The sequence below is a fragment of the Streptomyces sp. CNZ287 genome (genome assembly GCF_007827615.1).
The window spans coordinates 268,688-293,875 of sequence record NZ_VISV01000004.1 but is presented as its reverse complement, the minus strand read 5'-3'; the positions used below and the strand labels follow the sequence as shown (position 1 = coordinate 293,875).

Sequence of the window (25,188 nt, the reverse complement as noted above, 5' to 3'; positions counted from 1 at the left end):
GTGCTGTCGTTTTCGTCCAAGACGGCCGCCGCGGCCGCGATCTAGCCTGGCCCGGTACTCGCCTGATCATGAGGAGACAGCACCATGCGCGACCTGGTCTACACAGCCTTCGTATCCCTTGACGGCGTCGTGGACTCGCCCGGGGGCGGGCCGGGAGAGGAGCACCGCAGCGGCGGATGGGTGGTGAAGGACCTCGAGTTCGTCCCGGAAGCCTGGTCGCTGAAGGGCGAGGAACTCGCCGACACGACGGCGCTGATGTTCGGCCGCCGCAGCTACGAGGCGTTCGCGCCGGTCTGGCCCGGCTCGGAGGACCACGCCGCCTACAAGGAGCTGCCCAAGTACGTGGTGTCGACCACGCTGTCCGACGACGACCTCGTCGACGGGTGGGGGCCGACGAGCATCCTGCGCTCGACCGAGGACGTCGCCGCGCTCAAGGAGGGCGAGGGTGGCGCGATCTTCATCCACGGGAGCGCGGAGCTGGCCCGGCGGATGTCGGACGCGGGCCTGATCGACCAGTACAACCTGCTCGTCTTCCCCGTGCTGCTCGGTGCCGGGAAGAGCCTGTTCGGCCGGGCCGACCGCGACAAGCAGATGCTGACGCTGCGGGAGTCGGAGACCTACTCGAACGGGATCATGAAGCTGATCTACGACGTCACGCGCTGATCCGGGTGGAGGGCGATCGCGCCGCCGGCGCCCTCGCGCAACTGCCGCGCCGTGCGTCCGACGTAGGAGCGCAGCGCCCGGGCCAGGTGCGGCTCGTCGAAGTAGTCGAGCTTGGCGACGACGGAAGCGGCCGGCGCGCCGAGGGCCAGCAGCTCCGCCGCGGTACGGGCCCGCGCGATCTGCCGGACGGCCCCCCGTGTCAGCCCGGTCGCGGCGCGGAACCGGCGTTCGACCGTACGCTCCGAGACGGCCGGGCGGTGACCCCGCAGCACCTCGGCGACGAGCGGGTCACGGACCACGATCCCGGCCCGGACGAGCCGCCCGACCAGGGCCTCGGCGTCGTCGGCGCGGGGCGTCTCCCACCGTGCGCCGTCCAGACGGAACGTCCGGCGGGTGGTGTCGGGCAGCTCGACGCCGCCGTCGACCAGCGCGGGCGTGGGCAGGGCCCGCAACGAGGTGCCCAGGGCGAACTCGATGCCGGTGAAGGCCGCGCCCTCCGGCACCGGCGCCGTCCCGGTCCGGGTCCCGGGACCGGTGACGCCCGCGTACGCCCGGCCGTCCTGCCTCCAGAAGACCAGGCCCCAGTGCACTCCGGCGACGGACGTCATCGCCGTGACCTGCTCGCTCGTGCAACTCCACACGGTGTCGACCCAGGGCGAGTCCGACCGGCGGGTCTCGAAGCGTAGCTCCACGGGCGAAGGATACGGCGCGCCGCGGCCGACGTACCCCGCCGGCCGGATCGCGCATCCCCGCCGGATCTTCCTGGCCTCAGGAAACCGGCAGGCCGGAGCAGGGAGAGGCGGACGAGTCGGCCTGTACGCCGGGGACAGGTGGGCCTCTCGCACTCTTGCGCCTGACCTGGCGTTTCTCATGCTTCACTACGGTCCATTACCCACCTATTACACACAGCGGACTGTCCGTGAAAGCATTTGCCGTCGATCAGGCAGAACGCCCTACGGCACAACGCGCTGCTGTCGAACACAGAGGCGCCAGGCGTGTGCAGCGTCTTTGAGGAGTGATCTCATGTCCGGGTTCGTCAGGACCTTCAGAGGCCGGCCATGACGCGGGGCAGGTGCGGGTGTGGATCTTCGAGGGTGTCCTCGTGGAAGGTGTGGTGGCGAACGTGGTGGAGTTCCGCCTCAGGGTGTGGCGGGTGCCTTAGCGCCACGTCGCTGATTTGACAAACATGCAGGTCAGCGAGGGTCTGGCTCGTCGGGGTCGGCTGGCCTTGTATCGATCGTGGTGCTTTTGCGGGGTATGGGTGAAACGACGCAAAGCATGGGGGAAGGCATCGGCGATGCGAGTGAGCCTGTCGTGCCCGAAGGGACCGCAGCGGCGATCTGGGCGCGCGTCGGCAAGCGGGCATTCTCCGCGTTCATCGCCGAGGCTGTCGAGCGTGAGCTGTGTGGGCAGGTCCTTGACGAGTACTTGGCGGACGATGAGAGCCGCAAGGGGCTGATCTCCGAGCCGGCACGACAGCGGGCGCGGGAGGTCTTCGACAAGGTGTTCGCCGAGGAGGCCGAGTGGGCCGCCGCAGGCTGAGTCACGAGGAACGCTGGTCCTCGACAGTGAAGGGCTCTCGAAGCTGCTCGTCGACGATGAGCAGGACCTCGCGACACCGACGACATGACCAAGCTCTGTGGCGATCCGGTCCGGCTCGTGGCCATGTGATTTCCGTCAGCCTCGATCTTGCATGAGGGCCCGTCAGCATACTGACGGACCCTTTCTGTCTGCTCGTGCCTGGAGGTCTTGGTGGGTGGGCATGGTGGGGCCCGGCTGTCGCGTCGGGTGGGCGCCGGGTTCCACGGCTCCGGTCGGGTGATGCTGCTCGCGGGCACGGGAACGTGCTGGTCAGCCTGGGTTCGGGAGTGCGTAGAGCCGCGCGAGGGCGGCGGTGATCACGTCGGTCCAGGGCCAGTGGCGTGCGAATCTCAGGTGCCGGCGGCGGGCGGTGGTGACGGTCTGGGCGGCGGCGGAGAAGAGGCGGAGCCTCGGGCGGCGAGGCTCCCACCTGCGAGTTTCGCTGGTCAGAGCGAGCATGGGCATCCAGGCGAGGAGGTCGAGGGCGATCTGGACGATCTCCAGCCAGATGTGGTTCTGGGCGGTGTCGTGCCGGGGCAGGTTCGTAAGGCCGGTGGCACGGGCGGCACGGATGCGGTCCTCGGCTCTCGCGCGTTGGCGGTGCCGCAGTTCGAGTGCGGCGATCGGAACGTCCGCATCCGGAGCCGCGCTCTTGGCCGTGTTCCAGACGTGCTCACGCGCTTCGGACCGTGCGGCCCGTATCGAGGACGGGGCCTTCGGCCCGGCCGCGGCGAGCACGTCGACGAGTCCGGGAGACCGTCGGATCGGAGGCCACCGCGCCGAACACAGCCGGCTCGGCCCGCAGCATCCCGACATCCGCGAGGCAGTCCCCGCCCAGCGCGACCGCCACGGCCACGTCCAGCAGGATCTTCCCCGGATCGTGCACCGCACGCGGAGGTCGCCACGGCACCAGCGCAGCCGATGGCGCCCGGTCCAGCCCGGCCTTGCGGACCGTCTCTACCAGCAGCACGCCACCAGCCCGCGACACCACCGCCCCGCCGCCGCCCTCAAAACGGACACGTGGGTAGGACCCGATACGCTTCTTCATCTGGGAAGTGCCTCCGACGGTGGCCGGAACAAGGATCTCGACAATCCGCATTCTTGCTGGTCAGAGGCACTTTCCGCGTACCTGACCACCCATCGGACAACCCGCCTCATGAAAGCCCGAGGCTAACGTCCCTGGTCAGAACACCGAGCCGGTGGGCATCGCCAGGTCGCGTGCCTTGCCTGTCCGGGGAAGGAGGCCGATGGCCGTCTCGGCGACGCTCTCCAACCGGTCGGCGTCGATCCCGGCTTTGCCGAGGGCCTCGATGCCTCGAAGGACCGCCACGACGAGGGTGGCGAGCTGGTCGGCGTCGGCCGCCGGGTCGAGGTCGCTGTGACGCTGCGCAGCGCGAATGTCCTCGGCCAGGGTCGTGGCGATGCCCTCCAAGGTGCGGCGGGCTCGGACGGCGACATCGGGGTCGTGCTCGGAGAGCTCGGCCGCGCCCTTCGCAAGGAGACATCCGTGATGCCGCTTGTCGGCGGCGACGCCAGCCGCTGCCGCGCGTATGTGGGCACATAGTCGAGCGTAGGCCTGGTCGTCCGGCCCGGTTAGCCCGCTCGCCATGGCGTCAGCGATGCGCGCGCAGTATGTGTCAAAGATCCGCAGGAACAGTTGCTTCTTACCTCCGAAAGCGCCGTACAGGCTGCCCTTGCCCAGGCCGGTCGCGGCGGCGATGGCGTCCATGCTCGTACCGGCGTAACCCTTGGTCCAGAACTGCTCGCGTGCGACGTCGAGGACCGCTTCCTCGTCGAACTCTCTCGGCCTGGCCATTCCTCAAGCATACCGATACTTGACGGTTCGGTCCATAACCTCTACCGTTATGGACGACGCGGTCAATAATGGCCGGATTCGACGGACGATGAGTCGGCGACATGAGGAGAGCAGAAGTGACCAGCAACGAAGAGGTTGTCCGCGAGGCCTACCGGCTGGCGGAAGGGAGCGTCTTGGACGGCGAGGGGTTCCGTGCCCTGTTCACGGAGGACGGAACGTTCAACGACGTGCCGAACGCGCTCACCTTCCTCGCGGACCAGATCCCTCAGGCGCTGGCCGGCCTCGCCAGCGCCTTCCCCGACATCCACCGTGAGCTCCTCGCGGTGCATGCGATCGGTGATGTTGTCGCCGTCGAGCTGCGGATCCAGGGAACGCACCTCGGCGGTTTCCCGACACCGATCGGAGAGATCGGTCCGACTGGTCACCGTATCGATGTTCCGACGGCGGATCTCTGGTACTTGCGTGAGGGAAAGATCGAGTCCTTCAACTGCTACAACGCGGCGAACGTGTGGCTCGCTCAGCTCGGGGCCAGCCCCGACTTCGAGTCGGCAATCGAGGCCGCCAAGACCGCCTCCGCCGGGGCGTAGTCGCGGCCCCGCGGCGCCGGACGGGCGCGCGGCGGGCGCTGCTGACGGCCGCGCACCCGGCAAGCGAACCCGGATACGCCACCGGCCCACACCCGAACGGAGTTCCGGCCATGGATCAGATCAGGATCTACACCCTGCGTACCACAGAAGCGCTCGAGAAGTACGCCACGGTGCACTGGCCGCGTCATATCGCGAGCATGCGCGAATTCGGCGTCACCGTGCGCGGCCTATGGATCGATCATGAAGCTGATGCGCACCGCTTGATCGCCCTGCTCTCTTTCCGGAAGGGCATCGACCCCGCCGAGTTCACCACCGCTTACGTGGCGAGCCCAGAGTTCGCGGCTGACATGCAGGGCTTCGACCTGGACGACATCACCGGCGCTGAGGAACTGCTGCTCGATCCGGTCGCAGGATCCCCCTTGGCGTGAACCGCACGGCCCGGCCCGTGTCTCACGGCGGCGCCCAGGCACCTTGCTCGCGGATCGCCGTCGTGATCCGCCGGCTGATAGCGCGCAGCTGACGCACCTGCGCCGCTGTGAGGCGGTCGAGGACGAGCTGGTGAACGACCTGGACGTGTCGGCGGCGGGCGGTTGTGACGGTCTGGGCGGCGGCGGAGAAGAGGCGGGGCCGGAGGCGACGGGGCTCCCACCTGCGGGGTTCGCCGGTCAGGGCGAGCATGGGCATCCAGGCGAGGAGGTCGAGGGCGATCTGGACGATCTCCAGCCGATCTGGTTCTGGGCGGTGTCGTGCAGGGGCGGGGCAGGTTGGTAAGGCCGGTGGTGCGGGCGGCACGGATGCGGTCCTCGGCCCTCGCGCGCTGGCGGTGCCGCAGTTCGAGGGCGGCGATCGGGCCATCGGTGGTGGCGAACGCGGTGAGCCGCAGGCCGACGGCGTCGGAATCGGTGACCACTCGCGCGGGCCCGACTGCGAGCACGCTCCGTCCCCGGCTCATGGCGGCGACGGCCGGCCGGCTCCCGGGCGCGCACTCCGCCCGTCATCCGCAGCCGCGTCCACGTCCTCGATGTACCGCCGGGCAACGTTCGTCAGTTGCCGGCCGCCAGCTTGTCGCCGATCTCCGGTACGTCCATGTCCGCGGGGTTCCGGTGCGCGTTCCCGTGCCCGGGTGAGCTGCGCACTCGCGGTGTCCGGCACCGCGAGTGCGCTCGCGCTCACGGGTCGAGGGCCAGGGCGACACCCCGCCTTCAGGCGCCTCGTTCCACTGCGCCACCCGCGGTACGCTCGCGGCTTCCCCTGACCGGCCCAGGCACCCGCACCCTGCACTCGGTGCTTGGTGAGCAAGCGCGGACGAGCAGGGTGCGCCGCGGGAGATTCCATGAACATACTGGGCATATGGGAGCAGGAAGGGAGCCGCTTGTCACTTCCCCCGGCGCGCGGAGTCACGTCGCGTGGGTCATGACCGTGAGGCCGGGGAGGACGCGGCAACCCACCGTACGAGGGAAGCGCGCAGCCGCATGTCCCGTCCCGTGATCGTCGGTGTGGACGGGTCCCCGGAGGCCGTCGCGGCTGCCGGATGGGCTGCGCGGGAATCCGCGCTGCGTGGAGTGGATCTGCGTATCGTTTACGCAGATGAGTGGCCGGATGCGGAGACGATTCAGCACAGCAGCCCCGGAGCACGGCGCCGCTGGGCTGAAGAGCTACTGGACGAGGCCGCGGAAGCAGGGCGGCGCGAGCACCCGGCTCTGGAGATCGAGACCCGGCATCTGTCCGGTCGGCCCGCCGGCGTCCTGGCCGACGAGGCGGCCGAGGCCGGTCTCCTCGTTCTCGGCTCGCGCGGACTGGGCGGGGTGAGGGGTTTTCTCCTCGGGTCGGTCGGCATGGCGACGATCAGCGTCACGGAGCGACCGGTCGTGCTCGTACGGGCGCCGGGAGGGCCATACACTCCGGAACGGGCCGCCCCGGCCGGTCCCACGCGCGACGTGGTCGTGGGTGTGGACATCGACCAGGGCTTCGCCCCGCTGCTCGACTTCGCTTTCCAGGAGGCCGCGCCCCGTGGCGACCGCGTCGTCGTCCTGTACGGGTGGTCGATCCGACCCGTGGTCCGCGACGCCTCGGCGCTCGTCGCAGCCGAGCGGGAGGTGAGCCCGGACATCGTGTGGCGCCTCGCGGAAGCCCTGAGACCGTGGCGGCGGAAGTTCCCTTCGGTCGAGGTCGCCGAACGATCGCCGATCGGCAGCCCGGCGCAACTGCTGTTGCACGCCACGGGCAACGCGGACCTCGTAGTGGTCGGCCGACGTGCGCGCAGGGGCCCTTGGGGGGCGCACATCGGATCCGTCACCCATGCCGTGATCCACCACTGCCCCGTGCCCGTCGCCGTCATCGCTCATGATTGACCCGTTCGCCGCCCGGACCGTGCCCTCGCCGAGGGCCGTCGCGCACACCCGGCGGCGCCCAGCGTGCTCGCGAGACCGATCGGCCTGTTCAGGCCGCCCTCCTGTGTGTCGGACGTGGACCATCCAGCGCCGGTGAGGATCCTTGGCACATGAACATCGCGGTCGCGGTGCCGAGCGCCCTGCTGGCCGCCCTGTGTTTCGGTATCGGGTCGGTGCTGCAGCATGAAGCGGCGCGGCAGGCGCCGATGCACAAGTCGCTGCGGCTTCGTCTCCTGCTCGACCTGGCCCGGCGGCCGCGATGGCTGGCAGGGCTGGGGCTTGCCAGCTCTTCCTTCGCCTTTTTGTGGATCGCGCTCGCCTTCGGTCCCCTGGCCCTGGTCCTGCCCCTGGCGGCAACCGATCTCCTCTTCGCGCTGCCGTTCCTGGCCTTGCGGCGCGGGGAGCGACTGACCCGTTCGGAGGCGACCGGGATCATCTGCACAGCGGGGGGCGTGGCCGTCTTCCTCACGGTGCTGCCGCTCTCTCCCCGGACCACGGCCCCGGGGATCCGGGACTGGGCGCCTGTGCTCGTGGCGGTGGTCGGCGTCGTGGCACTACTGGCGCCCATGGGATCGTGGCGCCCCGGACGGTTACGAGCCGCCGCGTACGCCGTCTGCGCGGCATCGGTGCTGGCGCTTCTCGACAGCCTGACCAAGAGCACGGCGGCCCGGTTCAGGACCGACGGCCTCGAAACACTCGTCCACTGGGAACCGTATGGGCTGATCACCGTCGGGGTGGCGGGCCTGGTTCTGTCACAGAGCGCCTTCCAGGCCGGCTCCCTGGCCATCAGCCTGCCGATCATCGACACCCTGGAGCCGATCGGTGCCGTCGCGATCGGCATCGCCGTCTTCGGCGAGCAGCTCGCCCTCACCGACTGGGCCCTGACGGTGCAGATGCTGGGGGCGGCGTCGGCCGTGACAGGCATCGTGCTCCTGGGCCGGTCGCCGCTGGCCCTGTGAGGACATGACAACGGCGTGGAACAGTCATCCTGCGAGAGCTGCGCCGCAGGGAGCACGGGCCGGGAGCCGGCGCCAGACGTCGCGGATGCTGAGCCCCGGCGACCGGTTGGCCGTGCGGCTCTCTCAGGGTCAGGCTTGGCGTAAGGGGCCCAGCGGAGGAGAGCGGTGAGTGGTGTGGTGATCGTGGGAGTGGACGGCTCGGCGCCGAGTCTTGTCGCTGTGGACGCCGCCGCCAGGGAGGCCCGGTGGCGAAGCGCAGGGCTGCGGATCGTCCATGCCTTCCGCTGGCCGCCGAACCGCGTGCCGATGGGGCCGCCGGTGCCGCCGCCGGACGAGCGCGAGATCCGGGAGATGGCGGGGAGCCTCGTCACCGAGGCCGTGGATCGGGCCAGAGCCGTGGCGCCGTCGGTGGACGTCACCAATGCTGTGGTGACGGGCGAGCCGCTCACGGTGCTGGAAGGACAGTCGCGGGCCGGGGAGCTGGTGGTCGTCGGGTCCCGGGGCATAGGAGGGTTCGCCGGGCTGCTGGCGGGCTCTACGGCGGTGCACCTGGCGGCGCACGGACGACGTCCCGTGCTCGTCGTGCGGGGCCGGCCGGAGCCGGCCGGGCCGATCGTGCTGGGAGCCGACGGCTCCCCGGCCGGTGTGGCGGCGGTGGACTTCGCGTTCGCGGAGGCTGCGCTGCGCGGCGTGAGCGTCCTCGCCCTGCATGCATGGACCACGTGGAACGCACCCGTGCCTCCGCCGCAGGATCCCGCAGTAGCGTACGCGAGCAGGCCGGGCATGCTCGCCGAGGCCGAGGAGCGTCTGCTCTGCGAGGCGCTCGCGGGTCATCGGGAAAGGTACCCGGACGTCCCGGTCGAGCTTCGCGTTGTGCACGGTCCCACCCGTGAGGCTCTGATCGAGGCAAGCAGTACCGCGCAGCTCCTGGTCGTCGGTGCACGAGGGCGCGGCGGGTTCGCGGGACTGCTGCTGGGCTCGGTGAGCCAGGCGGTGCTGCACCACGCGCACTGCCCGGTCGCCGTGGTGCGCTCGGGCGAGAGCTGACGGCAGCCCGTCACTTTCTGTCTGACGAAGCACTACTGGGCGGTGTCGGTTCGATCACGCCCATACACAATCGGACGTTCAGTTCGGGGGCCCCTCCACGGTGAAGTAGTGGTCCCTCTGCCTTGTCCACCTGGCCGCCTCGCATCAGCAGATCCGATGCAGATGGCTTCAGCTCAGGTCACAGCACCTTTCGGCTGGACACTCCGATGCGAACAAGTCCTCCGCTTCCACGCGAGTCATCAGCGGTGGTGCGCGGGGGGCGTCTTCGGTTTGCGGGCCGCCGCCTGGAGGCCGCCCCACAGCGCCGCCGCCGCGGCCTCCGCCGGGAGGGTCGCCGTCGGCGGGGCGGCCGGGGCAGCGGAGGGGGCGGTGGGGGGTGCCGGGGGCGGGGCAAGGGAGTGGAGGTTGCCGGCCACGCGGACGCCGGCGGCGGTGATGCCGGCGACTATCTCGTTCGCCACCGCCGCCGCGGCCTCCGTCGCCCAGCGCGGGGTCGTGATGCGGGGGGCGTCCGGCGGGGGTGAGTAGGTCTGGTCGAGGTGACGCATCACCCCGTTGCGGATCACCTTGTGGTAACGGCCGCCCGACCAGCCGCGGGCCTCCGCCTCGATGTTCAGCTGCCGCAGCAGCTCCACCTCGCCGAGCGTCAGCGAGCGGTTGATCACCCCGTCCTCCGGCACCAGCGTCCCCGCCGCGACCCCCAGCAGTTCCTCGAAGACCCGCAGCTGCATGTCGCGGTCGGTCTCGTCGACCACCACCACCGTCAGCCGGTCGGGGCCCACCGCCCGCACCCACCGCGCCACCAGTTCGTCGTGCCGGTGCCGCAGCCAGAACGTCGCCGCCACCGGATCCTGCCGCGGGCCGCGGAAGACGGTCTCCAGCCACTCCTCGTAGGGCGTGCAGAGCCCGTCCTTGACGTCCTGCTGCCATTGAGAGGGCACGATCTTCACCAGTGGCCGCAGCGTCACCGCCACGTGGACGCGCTCCCCGCCGAGCCCCTCGACCGCGCGCCGCGCCGCGTCCGCCTCCGCGTTACAGAACGCCTCGCTGCTGATCATCACCCGGCGCTCCCCGGCCGCCGCCACCTCCGCGCACAGCCCATCCCAGTCGGCGGCCGTCGGCGTCACCGAGCCCTTGCGGAGCCGCGCCCCCGTCACGGCGGCCGCAGCCACCCGCGCCTGCCGGCCCTTCCCCGCGTACACGGCGCCGCCCGCGGCCAGCCGCTCCCGCGAATGGTGGAACGCGCCCTGCAGCGCGGTCGTGCCCGTCTTGTACGGGCCTATGTGCAGCAGGCGCGTGCCCGCCGCGAGTGTCAGCCGCTGTTCCGTCATCCGCGCGTCCGATCCCCTCGGTCCCCTGGGCCGCCCTCGGCCTCCCCGCGGGAGCGGGGAACAGGACTAAACCACAGGGTGCGCCACGCGCCGCCCGGCGGGGTCGGGCTTCTCGGGCGGCGCGGGGTGCGGGGGCCTGGGCAGCGCAGTTGTGTGCCCCGGTGCTTCGGTGTCACGGGGATTATGCGTCCCGAAGTTACGGCGCTCCCGGGCCGGGTGGGGCGGGCTGAACCGGGCGCGTCCGGGAAAGCGGCTGGCCGAGACACTCGACCCCGTACGGCGATCTCGTCCGGAAGGTCGACTGGGGGATGGTCGAGCGGCTCCACCCAGTGGCCTACACGGCGACAGCAGGGCCGTTCACGCACGCCACACCCCCGGGAAGCCGCAGGTGGAGACGGTACGTATCCTGGCGTGGAAGACGGCCCTGATCCAGGTAGACACCCAGGTCAGGGCCGTAAAGGCGGACGAGTCGGCCTGTACGCCGGGTTCTGTCTCTCTTTCGGGCGTAGCGCTCTGACCTGAAGAGATGCGGTGTTTCGGCGACGGCGTTACACAACCCCGTGCACAGTGTGACGAGGTCCGGGCGTTGATCAGTCGCCGTGGTAGAGGCGATGCGGCTCGATCAGTTGGATGGTGGGGTCGCTTTCGGCGCGGAGGCGCAGGTCGTCGGTGAAGCCGGCGGCGCTGTAGCAGTGCAGTCTCGTGGCGTCGGTAGCTGTGCCGCGTGCCATGAGCAGGGAGCGGATGCGCTGGAGCCGGTCCAGATGTCTCTGCCCCATGACGTCGTTCCACTTGACTTCACCGATGGCCAAAAGCCCCTCGACGCCGTTTTCGGTCTCGCCGTGGACGGCGACGTCGACCTCGTGGCTGGTCTTCGCGGCGGGGTCGTTGACGGTGCCGCTCGCCACTCTGGTGGCCACCCCGCCGTGGGTTTCGGCTGAGGCGTGCCAACGGGCCCACTCGCGGCAGACCTGCTCGAAGTGCGGGCCGACGACTTTGCTGCGGAACGTGGACTGGGCGCGGCGCCACACCGCGCCGGCGCGTCCGGGGCGCTCCAGGTCACCCCAGGCAGGACGCATGACTGCGTGGTAGAAGGCGATGAGGGGTTCAGCGATGCGGTAGGCGGAGCGGTTACGGCGGAAGGCGTCAGCCTCGTGCGTGATCATGCCGACGTCCTGAAGGACGCTGAGCGGGTGCGCGAGATCGGTGGACTTACGGCCGAGGTAGTCGGCGATGCCGCCGCGAGCGGCGTTTCCGGCGGCGATGGCGGCCAGGACCGAGTGATAGAGGGCGGTGTCGTGGAGTTCTGGTTCTTCGGCGAGCAGATAGCGGGCTTCCCGGAAGAGCGGGCGGGCAGGATTGAGGACTGCGCGGACGACCCAGGCGTCGAAGTCGTCGGGGTCGACGGGGGCGTCGCCTTGGGTGAACTCGCGGCGATAGGCGGGAGTACCGCCGACGATGGCGTGGGTGAGCAGCGCGGTGCGCGGGTCGGCGATCTCCCAGAACTCGGCGGCGAGACGGAAGTCCAGAGTGGGGACGACAAGCTCCAGGCCGGCGCGGCCGCGCAACGGGGCGTTTCCGGCGAGGAGCCCTCCCATGAAGGACAGCGCGGAACCGCACAGCAAGAGCCGCACGGGGGTATTGATGCGCTGGGCCGTCGGATCGAGGGCACGCTGGATGATCGAAGGGAGAGCCGGGGACGCCTTCGCGACGAAGGGAAACTCGTCGATGACCGCCGTGACGGGGCTGCCCCCGTCCGCGATACGCATGAGCTCGGTGACAGCTTCACCCCAGTCGGCGAAACGGAAAGGCGTTGGCTGATCGCGGTAGTGAGCGAGAGCCGCGCCGAACTGGCGCAAGGCGTCAGCTTCCGTGGTCTCCGTAGCAGTGAACATGAACCCGCCGCTCGCGCGGATAAGGGCGTCGAGCAGGAAGGTCTTCCCCTGGCGACGCCGTCCGGAGACCACGCCGAGGGTGGCCCGGGATCCTGGCAGGGCTGCGAAGCGAGCCAGCTCCGACCACTCGAAGTCGCGGTCGAACATCTCGGCGGGTCTGTCCATGGAAGCACGCACCTTCAGAAGAATAATTGCGCCTATTATAACTGCAACTATTACGAGGTCCTCAGACCGTAGAGACCACTGTGCAACCGGGGGGCGAGGCGAGGTCGGAGCGAAGACGGCCGAGACCGCGCACTTCCGGCCCCTGCTGATGTCTTCTCCGTCCTGATCGCGTACGTGGTGGGCCCGGCCATGAGGTGGGGCGGGTAGTCGGCGCCGTGGGCGTACGTCCATGAACCCGGCCCGGTCCCGTTCCACGCGGCCGATCGCGCCGCCGTCCGGGGTCTTGTCCGCCCCGGTGGTCAGCGGGGTTCCGGTGATCGTGGTGACCAGTCGGCCGCCTGGCCGCAGCGCGGCGAGCCACGAGGCGGGGATGCGCGGCACGGAGACGGTGGCGACCTCGGGCCGGTGGCCGACCTCGGCGAGCCGGTCACGGGCTGCTTCGGTCAGGTACGGGTCCACGTCCACGCTCGTGACATGCCGGTCGCCAGGGGCGGCTCAGTAGGGCCGCGCCGTAGCCCGTGCCGGTGCCCACGTCGAGCACGTCCACGCCCTCGTCCGGGCGCGGGTGCCTGGCCATCTGCACCACCCGCGACGGCAGCCTGGAGGACGACGACGGCCACCATTCGGGGCGGTCGTCGGTCTTGGCGTGGTCGGCGTGCGGTTCGCCGAGGCGGGTGACGAGCGTGGCGTCACGGTAGGCCGCGCGCATCCACCTGGACCGGTCGCCCGGCCGTCGCAGAGCAGCGCCCCGATCGGGGTGGCGTCCCACCAGCGGGGGACGAACACGTGCCGCGACATGTTCCGTGCGGCCTTCCCAGCTCAGGGCCCGGGGCTCCCGTGGGGACCCACGTCAGGGCTTCGGCAGGCTATTGCCGGGTCTCCCAGCGCACGGCCTCGTCAAGGACGGACCGGGCGCCGTCGAAGTCCGCCAGGCGAGCGGCGACCGTGCGTGCGGCGAGGTGCTCGGGGAGGGCGGCCGAGAACTTCAGGCCCTGCACAGCACGGGGGTTGACGTCCGGCAGGACAAGGTGGTGGGCGAGGGCGGTGCAGGCGGCCTGCCACCTCTGCGGTGTCGTTGCCGTATTGAGGCGGATCCGGGCGTCGTCTGGTTGTTGTACGGGGTCGGCGAGGGCCCCGAGGGATGCGATGAGGGTGGCATTGGCGCGGAAGCCGGCCCAGGTCCACCATTCGAGCTTGTCGCCCTCGCGGCGCAGGAGCGTCCCGCGTGCGTCGACGTGCGAGGCCCGGCTCTCTCGGAGTTCGGCGAGGCGTGCCTGCGCGCGCCGGGTGAGGCGGGCGGGCGGGTCCGCGCCAAGGAGTACGTCGCGCATGGCGCGGGTGAGGGGGAAGGAGAGGCCGCTGAGCCCGTAGCTGTCCCAGCGGGCGCGGCCGCCGCCTTCGGCGGGTTCGACGAAGGCGCGTCTGCGGTTGAAGTCGATGTGGCCGATCTGCCAGCTGCGTCCGCCGAGGAGCAGCAGGCGCGGCCCCTCATGCTGTTCCAGCAGGAGCCGAGGGTCGATGGTGCCGAGGTCCTTGCGGCCGAAGTAGACGGTGAACTGCGGCGGGGCGGTGAAGGCCGCGGTGAGGGCCATGAAGTGGCGGCGGCCGAAGTGCTTCTCGGCCTGGGGGCCGATGAAGAAAAGCCCTCCGTCGGTGTCGAGGAATCCGCCGCTGACCAGGTATTTCATGATCGGCGTCGCGCTCTTGTCGAAGGGTGCGAGACCGTTCCACTCCTCGTGCCAGGTGCGGTCGCCGAGTGTGTGCTGCTGCAGGGCCGCGGCGAGAATCTGCTGGGCGACGAGGTGGCGCGGCTGTGGCGGCGGGACGACGGGCTCGATCCAGTGGCGGCCCCACAGCAGGAGCAGTGCCGCGGCTTTCAGGAGGTCGGACTCTTCGGTGGCGAGGAAGAGGGCATTGCGTACCGTTCCGGTGCGCCGTCCTGTGCGGCCCAGGCGCTGCAGGAAGGCTGCGACGGTGTCAGGGGCACCGATCTGGACGACTCGGTCCAAGTCGCCCACGTCGATGCCGAGTTCAAGGGTCGAGGTGGAGACGATCACGCAGTCGCGGGCCTCGGCGAAGGCTTCTTCGGAGCGGCGCCGCTCGTCGAGGGAGAGGGAGGAGTGGGAGAGGTACGTCGTCACGCCGCGGAGACGAAGCTTCTCACCGAGTTCCTCGACGGATGCGCGGGACTCGCAGAAGACGAGACGCTTTTCGCCGCCGTGGAGGAGGGAGATGAGTTTGGCCGCGTTGTCGAGGGAGCCCACATAGTCGAGTTCGATGTCGCCGGGTGGTGGGGCGCTTCCTCCGGGTGCCCTGGGAGGAACGCCGGGTGCGACGACGCGGCCCACGCGCTCGTGTGGTTGTGCCCCCTGCAGCCAGTGCAGCAGGTCTTCGGGGTTGCCGACCGTGGCGGACAGGCCGATGCGCTGGATGCGCCGCTCCGCGAGGCGCTCAAGGCGTTCGAGTACGGCGAGCAGGTGCCAGCCGCGGTCGTCCGAAGCGAAGGCGTGCACCTCGTCGACGACAACGGCCCGTACCCCGCCGAGCATGTGCTTGTGATCGGTCTTCCTGCTGATGAGTTGTGCTTCGAGGGATTCGGGGGTGGTCAGGAGGATGTCAGGGCCGTCGACCCGCATTCGCTTGCGCGCGGATTCCCTGGTGTCGCCGTGCCACAGCGCCGCAGTACGGCCCAGCCATCCCGCGTAGGTCTCAAGGCGTGGTTCAAGGTTGTTGAGGAGGGCTTTGAGGGGGGCGAGGTAGAGCACCGAGGTGCCGTGCCAGTTGCTGTTCTCCATGGCCGCGAGCAGCGGGAACGAGGCGGCCTCGGTCTTGCCGCCCGCGGTGGGGGCGAGCAGCACGGCGTCCTCGCCGTCCATCAGCGGGTCGATGGCGGCCTTCTGCAGGGGCCGCAGGTCGGGCCAGCCGAGGGTGTTGACGATGTGGTGCAGGAGCACGGGATGCAGCCGGTCCACCGGATCCGGGCGGCCCAACCGGCCCGGCTCCATCACAGCTCCAGGCCGATGTCGTCCGCTGCCGCAGCGTTGCGTTCCGTATCCGTCAACTCACCCCCGGACAAGGTGAGTTGATAGTGGAGCCGCGGGTCGAACTCCTCGAACTGGTCGATCCGGTCGAGGACGTCTCCGACGAGCTTCTTCAGGAAGATCCGCGGGGCGACGCCGACCTTCCCGCCCAGGCGCCCGCCGACTGCCTTGGCGAGGTCGTCGACGTACGCCTCGTCGGCCACCTCCCGGATCCGTACCGGATCGCCCGCTCCGGCGGCGTACAGGTCCCGGACCTTCAGCCCGAGCTGGACGAGGCGCTCCCCGGTGAAGCCCGGCAGCCGGATCTGCACGGCACGCGGGTTGTCGAAGCGAGGGTCGGTCGTGAAGTCGGTGGCGAGCCGCTGTGCGAGGGGGGCGAGTCGCTGCACACCCTGCGGCCCGTCGTAGAAGGCCGGGGTGCCGGTGATCACCAGATAGAGGCCGGGGAACCGGCCGGAGTGCACCTCGTCGATGAGCTGGCGCAGCGCGTTGAGGGCCTTGTCGCGGGCGTCGGAGCGGACCCGCTGCAGCGTCTCCACCTCGTCGAGTACGACGACGAGGCCGGCATGACCGGTGTCACGCAGGACGGTGAGGAGCCCCTGGAGGAACCCGAGGGCCCCGAAGTGGTCGAGGTCACCACGCACCCCGGCCGTCTTGCGCGCCGCGGCGGACACGTGCGGCTGTCCGCCGAGCCAGGCGAGGACGGCGGCGGCCGACGTGTCATCGCCGGCTTCGAGCGCCTGGCGGTAGCCGCGCAGTGCGGCGGCGAAGGCCGGTGCGTGCCGGGAAACCTCGGCGAGCCGCGCCGACATCAACCGGTCCACGGCATCGGCAAGGGCGTCCTCGCCCACTCCGTCGGCGAGCGCGTCCTCCTCCAGTGCGTAGAACCAGCCGTCGACGACCTGCTGCAGCGCGCTGGGCGGGAAGGCCGAGGTGGCGAGCCGTTCGATGAGCCGCCGGTAGACGGTCTCGAGCTTGTGCAGCGGCGTCTCGTTCTCCGATATCTGGATCTCACAGACGGCGAACCCGCGGGCCTTGCCGCGCTCGGCGAGCCACCGGGTGAAGAACGTCTTGCCGGAGCCGTACTCGCCGCGCACCGCTTTGAAGACGGAGCCGCCGCCTGCGACGGTTTCCAGCTCCTCGTCCACAGCGGGGGCGAACCGGTCGAGGCCGGTCGCGAGCAGATCAAGCCCCTGCTCGGGCACGGCTCCCCGCCGCAGTGCGTCCACGACGCTTCGCCGCCGTACGGTGCTGACCTGACCACGTACGTCATTCACGGGCACCATCCTCGCAAACCTGACCTTCCCGCTGCCCGGGAGGCGGTGTTGCGCGAGGACTTCGGTACCGCGATCGCGGTGCCAGAAAGCCTCTGCGCGGGATGAGCTGAAAAGGGCTGGAGGGCGGCGATCGCGCCCGTACAATCCAACAATCTAACAAACCGTCAGGGTGGCCTGTCGGGGTGCCGGCCACGAGCAGCTCGGTGCACCACCCGCCGCCCACCACCCACCGGAGGCCAGCCCTGACGGCAGGGCGCGGGGGATCGGAGAGCCAGGCTGATGAAGAAGGATCGCTGGACGGCCGTCGCTCCTTCCGAGTACCCGCACGAACAGGCGGCCCTTGAGAGGATCCTCACGCCTCTACCGGACGACGGTCCGTGGCGGGCGTGGTCCAACTTCACCTTCGTCAGCCAGACGGGTCACGTTCGTGAGGTCGACCTCCTGGTCGTGACGCCGGGTGGCGTGCACATGATCGAGCTGAAGAGTCTGCACGGCCGGGTGGAACGGCGCGGCGGCCAGTGGGTGCAGATCCCGCCGGGGAACCGACGCGGGTACGGGAGGGGCCTCGGCGATCCACTGCGCCTCACCAACCAGAAGTCCAAGGAACTGGCTTCCCTGCTGCGCAGGTACGGCGCGAGGGTGTACGTCACCGAGGGCGTGTGCTTCACCGAGGACGGCCTCGACCTGGCGCTGCCGCCGCACGAGCTGAACGCCCACATCTACAACGGCGTCCCGGCCCTCCTCGCGGAGCTCCGGCTGCCGCCTCGCGAGGACCGTTTCAGAATCTCGTCGCAGGCCAGCACGGGCATCGGCAGGGCGCTCACCCAGGTCGGTATCCAGCAGGTGGTCAGGGAGGCGAAGGTCGGCCCGTTCATCCTGGACAAGCGGCCCTTCGACACGGGTGTCACCTGGGCCGACTACGCGGGCAGACACGAGCAGTTATCCGAGACCGTGCGCGTGCGGGTCCATCTGCGGCCCCGCAACTCGAGCAGCGAGGCGCGTAAGGCACTCGTCGAGGCGGCGAGGCGGGAGGCCGACACACTCAAGCGGATCCACCACCCCGGTGTGGTGCGCATCCGGGACTACTACCCCTCCGACCATGAAGCGGGCCCGGCCCTCACCTTCGACCACCACCCCGAGCGGCTGCACCTGGACGAGTTCCTCGACCGGTGGGGTGAAGTGCTGAACCTGGAGGACCGGCTCGCACTCGTCCGCCAGATCGCCGAGGCGATCAAGTACGCGCACGCCAAGCGGCTTTACCACCGTGCTCTCACGCCGCGCTCGATCCATGTCATCCCTCGCTGCAAGGCTGCGGAAGGGCGAGAACTGAGCGAGGAGGAGCGCTGGCGGCAGCCCATGATGCAAGTATCCGACTGGCAGCTCGCCTCGCGCACGATCACCTCAAGCGGAGTGAGCCTGGCACCGTCCACGGTGTCGGACGGGAGCGTCGGCGACGCCTCGGATCCTTATCTGGCGCCGGAGTTGACGGCCCCGAAGGCCGATCCGGCGCGCATGGACGTGTACGGCATCGGCACGCTCGCCTATCTGCTCATCACCGGCAGCTCTCCCGCCGGGACCCGCGCGGAGCTGCAGGCCAGCTCGGAGAGGGGCGAGCGGCTCGCCCCGTCGGCGGTCAGGGACGGCATCCCGCCGTTCCTCGACGACCTGATCGACACCGCCACCGCTCAGCAGCCGGACCGGCGGCTCGACGCGGTGAGCGACTTCCTGGAAATGCTGGCGGCGGTCGAGGAGGACCTCAGGCCCGCCGCCGTACAGGAGGAGGAGCAGCCGGAGCAGGAGCCTGCCGACGACCCCGACCCGCTTGAGGTCCCGCCGGGCACGCTCCTGCAGGGGCGCTGGCGGGTGCGCCGCCGCCTCGGTACCGGCTCGACGGCGCGTGCCCTCCTGGTGCTGGACGAACGGCAGGGGAAGAGTGACGCGTTCGCGGTACTGAAGGTGGCGCTCGACGACGACAAGTCGGAGGCGTTGCAGCGCGAGGCGGAGACTCTCGACCGACTGCGGGACTCGAGCATCATCCGGCTGCTCGTGCCGGGGACGTTCACCGTGGGCGGGCGTACGGTCCTGGCCACCGAGTACGTAGGCAACATCAAGGCCGAGGCCGACGACAAGCGCGACGACCGCACCGCTCGGGACGAGACCATGGCGCGCGTCCTGGGGCGCCAGGGCCGCCTCACCATGGACGAGCTGGAGCGCTACAGCGACAACCTGTTCAACGCCCTCTACTACCTGGAGGGCGAGGGCGTCTGGCATCGCGACATCAAACCGGACAACATCGCGATCCGGATCCGTCCGAACGGCACCAGGCAGGCCCTCCTCCTCGACTTCTCGCTGGCCTCCGTCTCCGCCCGCGAGACCGGCGCGGGCACAGCCGGCTATCTCGACCCGTTCGTCGGCACGGTGATGCGGAACCTGTACGACGACGCCGCGGAACGGTACGCACTCGCCGCGACGCTGCACCAGATGGCGTCGAACGAGCTGCCGCAGTGGGGCGACGGGTCCGTCACCCCGCGGATGACGGAGCCGAAGGAGTGGCCGTACCCGACGATCGCCTCGGAGGGCTTCGAGGACGAACTGCGCGACGGGCTCACCGAGTTCTTCCGCAAGGCGCTCGCCCGCGATGCGAAGCAGCGCCACAAGGACCTGCGGGAGATGCGCACGTCCTGGCAGCGGGTGTTCCTGGACGCGCAACGCCTGGCCGCCAGCGCCGGACACGAGTCGCTGAGGCGGCAGGGGCAGAGCTCCGCACCGGAGGGCGAAGCCGACACCGCCGAGCTGCGCAACCAGCTTGCCGAGGTCGCCACCCGTGACACTCCTCTGGTGCGTGCGGGCCTGACGCCGTCCGCGTACTCGATTCTGCGGGACATGAAGCTCACCACGGTCGGTGAGTTCCTCGACCGGGCCAGCCGTACGTTCATCAACCGGCCAGGGCTCGGTGCCCGTACGCGGACGGAGATCCAGCGGCGGCAGAAGGAGTGGCGTGCCCGCCTCGGCTCGCAGCCCGAGCCGCAGCCGTCGCCGTCACCGCAGGAGAGGACGCTGCCCGAGGCGCGAATCGAGCACATCGTCGGGCTGGGCCCCGACGTCCAGGACATCGACCACCTTCTCGCCCGGATCGTCCCGCCTGCTGCCGGCCGGAAGAAGCGGCTGCACGAGGTGGCCGTGCACCTGCTGCGCGCGCCCGGCGCCGACGGCACGCTGCCGGACCTTCCGGTGTGGCCGCTGCAGAAGGATGCCGCGCAGGCCGTCGGGTTCGCCGACCAGTCGACGTTCTCGAGAGAGTTGAAGAAGCTCCGCAAGCTGTGGGCGGAGGATGAGGGCCTGCTGGAGGTGCGAGCGGCGGTACTGGAGCAGCTTCGCACGCTCGGCCGGGTCGCCTCCGTGGACGCGCTGGCCGGCTGGCTGCTCGGCACCCGCGGCTACTCCCTGGGAGACCCGGAGGTACGGCGGGCCGCCGCCTTCGCCGTGTTACGCGCGCTGATCGAACGCGAGCAGCAACTGTCCGTGGGCGACGGGGCTTTCCAGCACTTCGCCCCGTACAAGGCGACCGATCCGGTACGCCGCGCGGGCTTCCTCGCGCTGGAGGTCGACCCGGACAACGAAGCGGACGGACCCGACACCCCGGCCGCGCCCGCGCTGCTCAGCTACGTGAAGCGGCTCGGTGACGCCGCAGACCGGCTCGCGGGACGGGACTCCCTGCCGGGTTCGAGCACGGTGCTCGCCGAGTTGAGCGCGGTGAGGCTGCCCGAGGGCGACTTCTCCTGGGACGACCGGCGCGTGGCCACCCTCGCCGCCCAGGCGAGCCAGAACGCCGCGCTGTCGCCGCGGCTCGAGATCTACCCGCGCGATCTGGGCCTCATCCGCGCCCTGCGACTCACTCAGGCGGGTCTGGTCCGGGTCCTGCCGGGGCTGCCCGAGAAGCAGCAGCCGGGGCTGCCCCTGCGCGAGGTCCTCGAACGTGTCAACGACCGCTTCCCCGCTCTGGCGGCGCTCGCCGGGATGAAGGACAGGCCCGAGGAACTGCTCAAGGCGCTGCGCGAGGCGGGGTTCGACCTCAAGTACGCGGCCGACAAGAAGGCGTTCCTGCCCCGGAAATTCGAGGCGGTCCTGTCGTACACCTCGGCCTTCAGCGGCAGCGGTTCCGGGACCGGCGGCCCGCTGGACCCGGAGTCGGCCGCGGCGCTGGCCGATGCGCAGTTGGCGGGCGCCGCGCGGCGCGACGGGTTCCGGGTGCTGACCGTGCGCGCGCGGAGCGCCCCGGCGGTGGGACGGGAACTGCGTCGCCAGTACGGCGCGCGGGCGGTGTCCGTGACCGAGCTGTTCCTGAAGGGGCTGCGGGGCGAACTCACGCCCGGGCGCGCGATGCCGGCGTGGGAGGTCGTGGTGAGGGCGGACGTCCTTCCGGCCGGGCAGCGTCCGACGGGGTTCACCAACCTGGTGGGGGCGGTGTGGCAGGCCGTGCAGGGGGTGCTGGAAGCGGAGCTGGCGGCTTCGGCCCCGGCCCCGACTTCCGGTGATGGCCGCGATGCCCCTGTCCTCCTCGCCGACGCCGCCGTCTTCGCCCGCTACGACGGCATGCACGTCCTCGACCGGCTGACCGCGCTCGCCCGGCGCGGTGGCCGCCCCCTGTGGGTCCTTGTCGCCCAGGACGACGAGACCGCCGTCCCGAAACTCGCCGGACGCCCCGTTCCGTACCTCGAGGCCCAGCAGGAGTGGATCCCCATTCCCAAGTCCTGGACCCGCATGCACGAACCGACCGTTCTCGAAGGAGTCACCGCGTGATCGACCGCAAGGCGCTGCTGTCGGACCTGCAGGCACAGGTCAAGGCGGCGGAGACGGACCTTGAGGGCCAGGTGAAGCGCGAGGACGGGTTACGCGACCGGCTCCGCGCCGAATACGAGGCGTCGAAGAAGGTCGGCCGTACGGCGGCGACCTGGCAGTCCTGGCTCGATGAGCGGATCACGCAGGTGGCGGTGGCATGGGTGCTCGGGACCGTCTTCATACGGTTCGTCGAGGACAACGGCCTGGTGCCCGAGCCGTACATCACCGCGCCCGACATCGCCGGGCGCGAGGTCGCGCAGGCGCGGTACGACGAGTACGTGGACAGGACAGAGGACCCCACGTATCGGGGCTGGTTCGAGCGGGCCTTCGAGGAACTGGCGGAGGGGCCGGCGGGGGCACTGCTGTTCTCGGAGCATAATCCGCTGCGGCAGATACCGCTCTCGCACGAGGGGGCGGGGGCGCTGCGGGACTTCTGGCAGCGGACGGTCGACGACGAGGCGGGGACGTCGGTCCTGGTCCACGACTTCACGGATCCGCTGGAGGAGGACGGCGACGGTACGCGGGGATGGGACACGCGGTTCCTGGGCGACCTGTACCAGGATCTGAGCGAGGCGGCGCGCAAGAACTACGCGCTGCTGCAAACGCCGGAGTTCGTGGAGGAGTTCATCCTCGACCGGACGATGAACCCCGTGGTACGGGAGCGGGGCGTCGAGGGCCTGAAGATGATCGACCCGACGTGCGGGTCGGGGCACTTCGTGCTGGGTGCGTTCCGGCGGCTGGTGCGGGGGTGGGCTGAGCGGCGGCCGGAGCTGGACGCGCACGCGCGGGTACGCGGGGCTCTGGAGTCGGTGCACGGGGTGGACATCAACCCGTTCGCGGTGGCGATCGCGCGGTTCCGGCTGCTTATCGCGGCGATGGCGGCGGCGGGGGTGCGGACGTTAGGGGAAGCGGCGGGGTACGACTGGCCTGTGCAGTTGGCGGTGGGGGACTCCCTCATCAAGCCGCGCCAGGTAACGGATCAGTTGTTCACGTCCGAGGCAGACCCGCTCGCCGAGTTCAAGTACGCGACCGAGGACATCCAGGAGCGTTCGCACCTGCTGGACGAGGGCCGGTACGACGTGGTGGTGGGCAACCCGCCGTACATCACAGTCAAGGACAAGCAACTCAACCAACGCTACCGGGAGTTGTATGACGCCTGCTTGGGCACGTACTCGCTCTCGGTGCCGTTTGCGCAACGCTTCTTCGAACTCGCCAATAAGGGCCGAGCCGATGGCAAGAGTTACGGCATGGTCGGTCAAATCACGGCGAGCTCCTTCGTGAAGCGGGAGTTCGGGACGAAGCTCATCGAGTCCTTCTTCCGCGATGAGGTGGAACTGACTGAAGTCATCGACACCTCTGGCGCTTACATCCCGGGGCACGGCACGCCAACGGTCATTCTTGTCGGACGCAACCGCGACTGGACACAGCAGCGTGGGAGCACTATCCGTGCTGTGCGGTCGGTTCAGGGTGAGCCGTCCGCTCCGCGTGTTCCGGAGAAGGGGCTGGTCTGGCAGGCAATCGTCGAACAGATTGATGTTCCTGGTTCCAAGAGCCAGTGGGTATCCGTGGCAGACCTGGAGCGAAAGCGCTACTTTGCGAAGGCGCCCTGGATTCTTGAAGATGGTGGTGCGGAGCTCAACGAGCAGCTCAACGCTGGGCACGCTGGCTCGCTGAAGGCCGCCATCGATCCGCCAATCGGCCGGGCAATCCGCGCGGGCGCCGACGAAGCGTACATTCGTCCTCTGCGACCGACACTCCGCACCGTCGCCGATCGAGCAGCGCTTCGCCCACTGATGACGGGCGACATCGTTCGTGACTGGCTCGCCGCCGCTGAAGAATCGATCTGGTACCCCTATTCCGACGGCATCAATCTCGAAGATCTGCGCATCGATTTGTGGCCTCTGAGGGCGATGCTCGCCGCGCGGCGCACATTCCAAGGCGACATGGCGGACGCCGGCCTGGGTTGGTGGGACTACATGCAGCATACGGCCTCGGCGTACAAGACTCCTCTGTCAATCACGTTTGCCTTCGTGGCGACGCACAACCACTTCGTGCTGGACCGGGGCGGGAAGGTGTTCAAGCAGTCCGCACCGGTGATCAAGCTGCGGGAGGGGGCAACGGAGGAGGAGCACCTTCATCTGCTCGGCGTTCTCAACAGTTCCACGGCGGGATTCTGGCTTCGCATGGTCAGCTACCCCAAGGGCGGGGATCCCGTGGGGGACGAGGGAGCCCGCCTGAGCATTCACCCCTGGTCCGACAGGTACGAGTTCACCGGCACCAAACTCCAGGACTTCCCGCTTCCTCCGGCCTACCCAACTCATCTCGCAACCGCCCTGGACACCGCCGCGCAGAGACTTTTCTCCACCACCCCCTCCGCCGTAACCACCGCAGGCACCCCCACCGCCGCATCCCTCCGGGAAGCCCGCGCCACCTATGAAGCCACCCGTGCCCAAATGATCGCCCTCCAAGAGGAGCTGGACTGGCAGGTCTACTCCCTCTACGGCCTCACCGACACCGACCTCCGCCCCGCCAACCCAGCCGACGTCCCGCCCCTCGCCCTCGGCGAGCGCGCTTTCGAGATCGTGCTGGCCCGTGCCATCGAGCGCGGCGAGGCGTCGTCCGAGTGGTTCACGCGGCACAACTCCACACCCATCACCGAACTCCCCGACCACTGGCCGGCCGCGTACAAGGACATCGTCAACCAGCGCATCGCGATGATGGAGTCGAACTCCGCCATCGGCATGGTCGAGCGCCCCGAGTACAAGCGGCGCTGGGCCACCGACGGCTGGGACGCCATGCAGAAGCGGGCCCTGCGTGCCTGGCTGCTCGACCGGATCGAGGCCAAGCGTGAGCTGTGGTTCGACGGTGCCGACCAGCCCACCCTCATCACCCTGCCCCGCCTGACCGACCGCCTCCAGGAGGACGACGACTTCGCAGCCGTCCTCAACCTCTACGCGCCCCGCGCCGACTTCGCGAAGACCGTCGCCGAGCTGATCGGTGACCAGCACGTCCCTGCCGCCGCCGCCCTGCGCTACAAGCCCGCCGGCCTGAAGAAGCGTGCCGACTGGGAGCGGACCTGGGAGAAGCAGCGTGCGGAGGACGCCGCGGCCTCCGAGGACGAGAAGCGGAAGATCAGGGCCGCGACCGACGTGCCGCCCAAGTACGCCTCCGCCGACTTCCTGCGCACCAGTTTCTGGGCTCAGCGCGGCAAGCTCGACGTCCCCAAGGAGCGCTTCATCTCCTACGGCGCGCACAACACCCAGACCCCCGCGCTCCTCGGCTGGGCGGGCTGGGACCACCTCCAGCAGGCGCAGGCGATCGTCGGCTACCTCAACGAGAACGAGCTGACGCCCGACGAACTCACCCCGTACCTCGCCGCCCTGCTCGAACTGCAGCCCTGGCTGGACCAGTGGCACGGCGAGTACCTCCCCGACTTCGGTCAGTCGGCGGCGCGGGCGTTCCACGACTTCCGTCTCGCCCTCCAAGGGGAGCACGGGCTGACCGACGACGACCTCCGGGCCTGGCGGCCCGCGGCTGCGGCGCGCGGCGGACGCGCCAAGAAGACGAAGTGAACAGAGGCAGAGGCAGAGAAGCAGA

16 protein-coding genes and 4 pseudogenes are annotated in these 25,188 nt (G+C 69.9%); 10 read left to right on the top strand and 10 right to left on the bottom strand.

Translation table 11 applies throughout. From position 1 onward, the window contains the following. Positions 1-84: 84 nt before the first annotated feature. Positions 85-663, top strand: coding sequence for a dihydrofolate reductase family protein (locus FB457_RS11310; RefSeq protein ID WP_145781723.1), 579 nt, complete (start codon positions 85-87; stop codon positions 661-663). On the opposite strand, the gene FB457_RS11305 is transcribed toward FB457_RS11310, so the two are convergent. Then, a complete protein-coding gene (locus FB457_RS11305) occupies positions 645-1,355 on the bottom strand; it encodes a helix-turn-helix domain-containing protein (protein WP_145781722.1) in 711 nt (236 codons plus the stop codon). The genes FB457_RS11310 and FB457_RS11305 overlap by 19 nt on opposite strands. Before the next feature lie 565 nt (positions 1,356-1,920). Here FB457_RS11305 and FB457_RS11300 point away from each other — a divergent pair. Further along, positions 1,921-2,205, top strand: coding sequence for a hypothetical protein (locus FB457_RS11300; protein WP_145781720.1), 285 nt, complete (start codon positions 1,921-1,923; stop codon positions 2,203-2,205). Further along, positions 2,187-2,278: pseudogene (locus FB457_RS36060) on the top strand (DNA-binding protein); the annotation flags it as partial. The gene FB457_RS11300 and the pseudogene FB457_RS36060, both read left to right, overlap by 19 nt. 236 nt (positions 2,279-2,514) lie before the next feature. Here the strand turns inward: FB457_RS36060 and FB457_RS11290 are convergent. Beyond that, a pseudogene (locus tag FB457_RS11290) lies at positions 2,515-3,292 on the bottom strand (transposase). 135 nt (positions 3,293-3,427) lie between these two features. Further along, positions 3,428-4,060 (bottom strand): TetR/AcrR family transcriptional regulator, encoded by a 633-nt coding sequence (locus tag FB457_RS11285; protein WP_047015472.1) that lies wholly within the window; start codon positions 4,058-4,060, stop codon positions 3,428-3,430. Positions 4,061-4,176: 116 nt separating this feature from the next. On the opposite strand from FB457_RS11285, the gene FB457_RS11280 reads away from it, so the two are divergent. Further along, positions 4,177-4,647, top strand: a complete 471-nt coding sequence (locus FB457_RS11280; RefSeq protein ID WP_145781718.1) for a nuclear transport factor 2 family protein — start codon at positions 4,177-4,179, stop codon at positions 4,645-4,647. Positions 4,648-4,757: 110 nt separating this feature from the next. Next, the gene (locus tag FB457_RS11275; protein WP_145781716.1) at positions 4,758-5,075 is read left to right on the top strand and encodes an NIPSNAP family protein; all 318 of its coding nucleotides are present in this window, start codon (positions 4,758-4,760) and stop codon (positions 5,073-5,075) included. A gap of 22 nt (positions 5,076-5,097) precedes the next feature. On the opposite strand, the pseudogene FB457_RS11270 reads toward FB457_RS11275, so the two are convergent. Together FB457_RS11270 and FB457_RS36055 are read right to left on the bottom strand one after the other, a co-directional pair. After that, a pseudogene (locus FB457_RS11270) lies at positions 5,098-5,542 on the bottom strand (transposase); the annotation flags it as partial. 53 nt (positions 5,543-5,595) lie between these two features. Continuing rightward, positions 5,596-5,820: pseudogene (locus tag FB457_RS36055) on the bottom strand (dsRBD fold-containing protein). A 311-nt stretch (positions 5,821-6,131) separates the two neighbouring features. Here FB457_RS36055 and FB457_RS11260 point away from each other — a divergent pair. From FB457_RS11260 to FB457_RS11250, 3 genes are all read left to right on the top strand, one after another. After that, positions 6,132-6,998: a universal stress protein gene (locus tag FB457_RS11260; RefSeq protein WP_253911185.1), complete on the top strand. Its 867-nt coding sequence runs from the start codon at positions 6,132-6,134 to the stop codon at positions 6,996-6,998. Between the two features lie 149 nt (positions 6,999-7,147). Next, on the top strand, positions 7,148-7,996 hold the full coding sequence (locus tag FB457_RS11255; RefSeq protein ID WP_047015469.1) for a DMT family transporter: 849 nt from the start codon (positions 7,148-7,150) through the stop codon (positions 7,994-7,996). A 165-nt stretch (positions 7,997-8,161) separates the two neighbouring features. After that, positions 8,162-9,043: a universal stress protein gene (locus FB457_RS11250; protein ID WP_145781714.1), complete on the top strand. Its 882-nt coding sequence runs from the start codon at positions 8,162-8,164 to the stop codon at positions 9,041-9,043. Between the two features lie 239 nt (positions 9,044-9,282). On the opposite strand, the gene FB457_RS11245 is transcribed toward FB457_RS11250, so the two are convergent. The 5 genes from FB457_RS11245 to brxD all read right to left on the bottom strand — a co-directional run bounded on the left by FB457_RS11245 (position 9,283) and on the right by brxD (position 16,761). Continuing rightward, complete coding sequence (locus FB457_RS11245; protein WP_047015467.1) at positions 9,283-10,374, bottom strand: hypothetical protein; 1,092 nt, start codon at positions 10,372-10,374, stop codon at positions 9,283-9,285. A gap of 590 nt (positions 10,375-10,964) precedes the next feature. Continuing rightward, positions 10,965-12,899 (bottom strand): AAA family ATPase, encoded by a 1,935-nt coding sequence (locus FB457_RS11240; RefSeq protein ID WP_486588990.1) that lies wholly within the window; start codon positions 12,897-12,899, stop codon positions 10,965-10,967. Further along, positions 12,862-13,143 (bottom strand): hypothetical protein, encoded by a 282-nt coding sequence (locus tag FB457_RS11235; protein WP_145781712.1) that lies wholly within the window; start codon positions 13,141-13,143, stop codon positions 12,862-12,864. The genes FB457_RS11240 and FB457_RS11235 overlap by 38 nt, the downstream gene beginning before the upstream one ends. A gap of 157 nt (positions 13,144-13,300) precedes the next feature. Beyond that, entirely contained in the window at positions 13,301-15,439 is a 2,139-nt protein-coding gene (locus FB457_RS11230) for a DEAD/DEAH box helicase (RefSeq protein WP_145781710.1), read from the bottom strand. Further along, positions 15,439-16,761: a BREX system ATP-binding protein BrxD gene (gene brxD / locus FB457_RS11225; RefSeq protein ID WP_145781708.1), complete on the bottom strand. Its 1,323-nt coding sequence runs from the start codon at positions 16,759-16,761 to the stop codon at positions 15,439-15,441. The genes FB457_RS11230 and brxD overlap by 1 nt, the downstream gene beginning before the upstream one ends. A gap of 270 nt (positions 16,762-17,031) precedes the next feature. On the opposite strand from brxD, the gene pglW reads away from it, so the two are divergent. Next, entirely contained in the window at positions 17,032-21,552 is a 4,521-nt protein-coding gene (gene pglW, locus FB457_RS11220) for a BREX system serine/threonine kinase PglW (RefSeq protein WP_145781706.1), read from the top strand. Beyond that, complete coding sequence (gene pglX, locus FB457_RS11215) at positions 21,549-25,163, top strand: BREX-2 system adenine-specific DNA-methyltransferase PglX (RefSeq protein WP_145781704.1); 3,615 nt, start codon at positions 21,549-21,551, stop codon at positions 25,161-25,163. The genes pglW and pglX overlap by 4 nt, the downstream gene beginning before the upstream one ends. Positions 25,164-25,188: the final 25 nt, after the last annotated feature.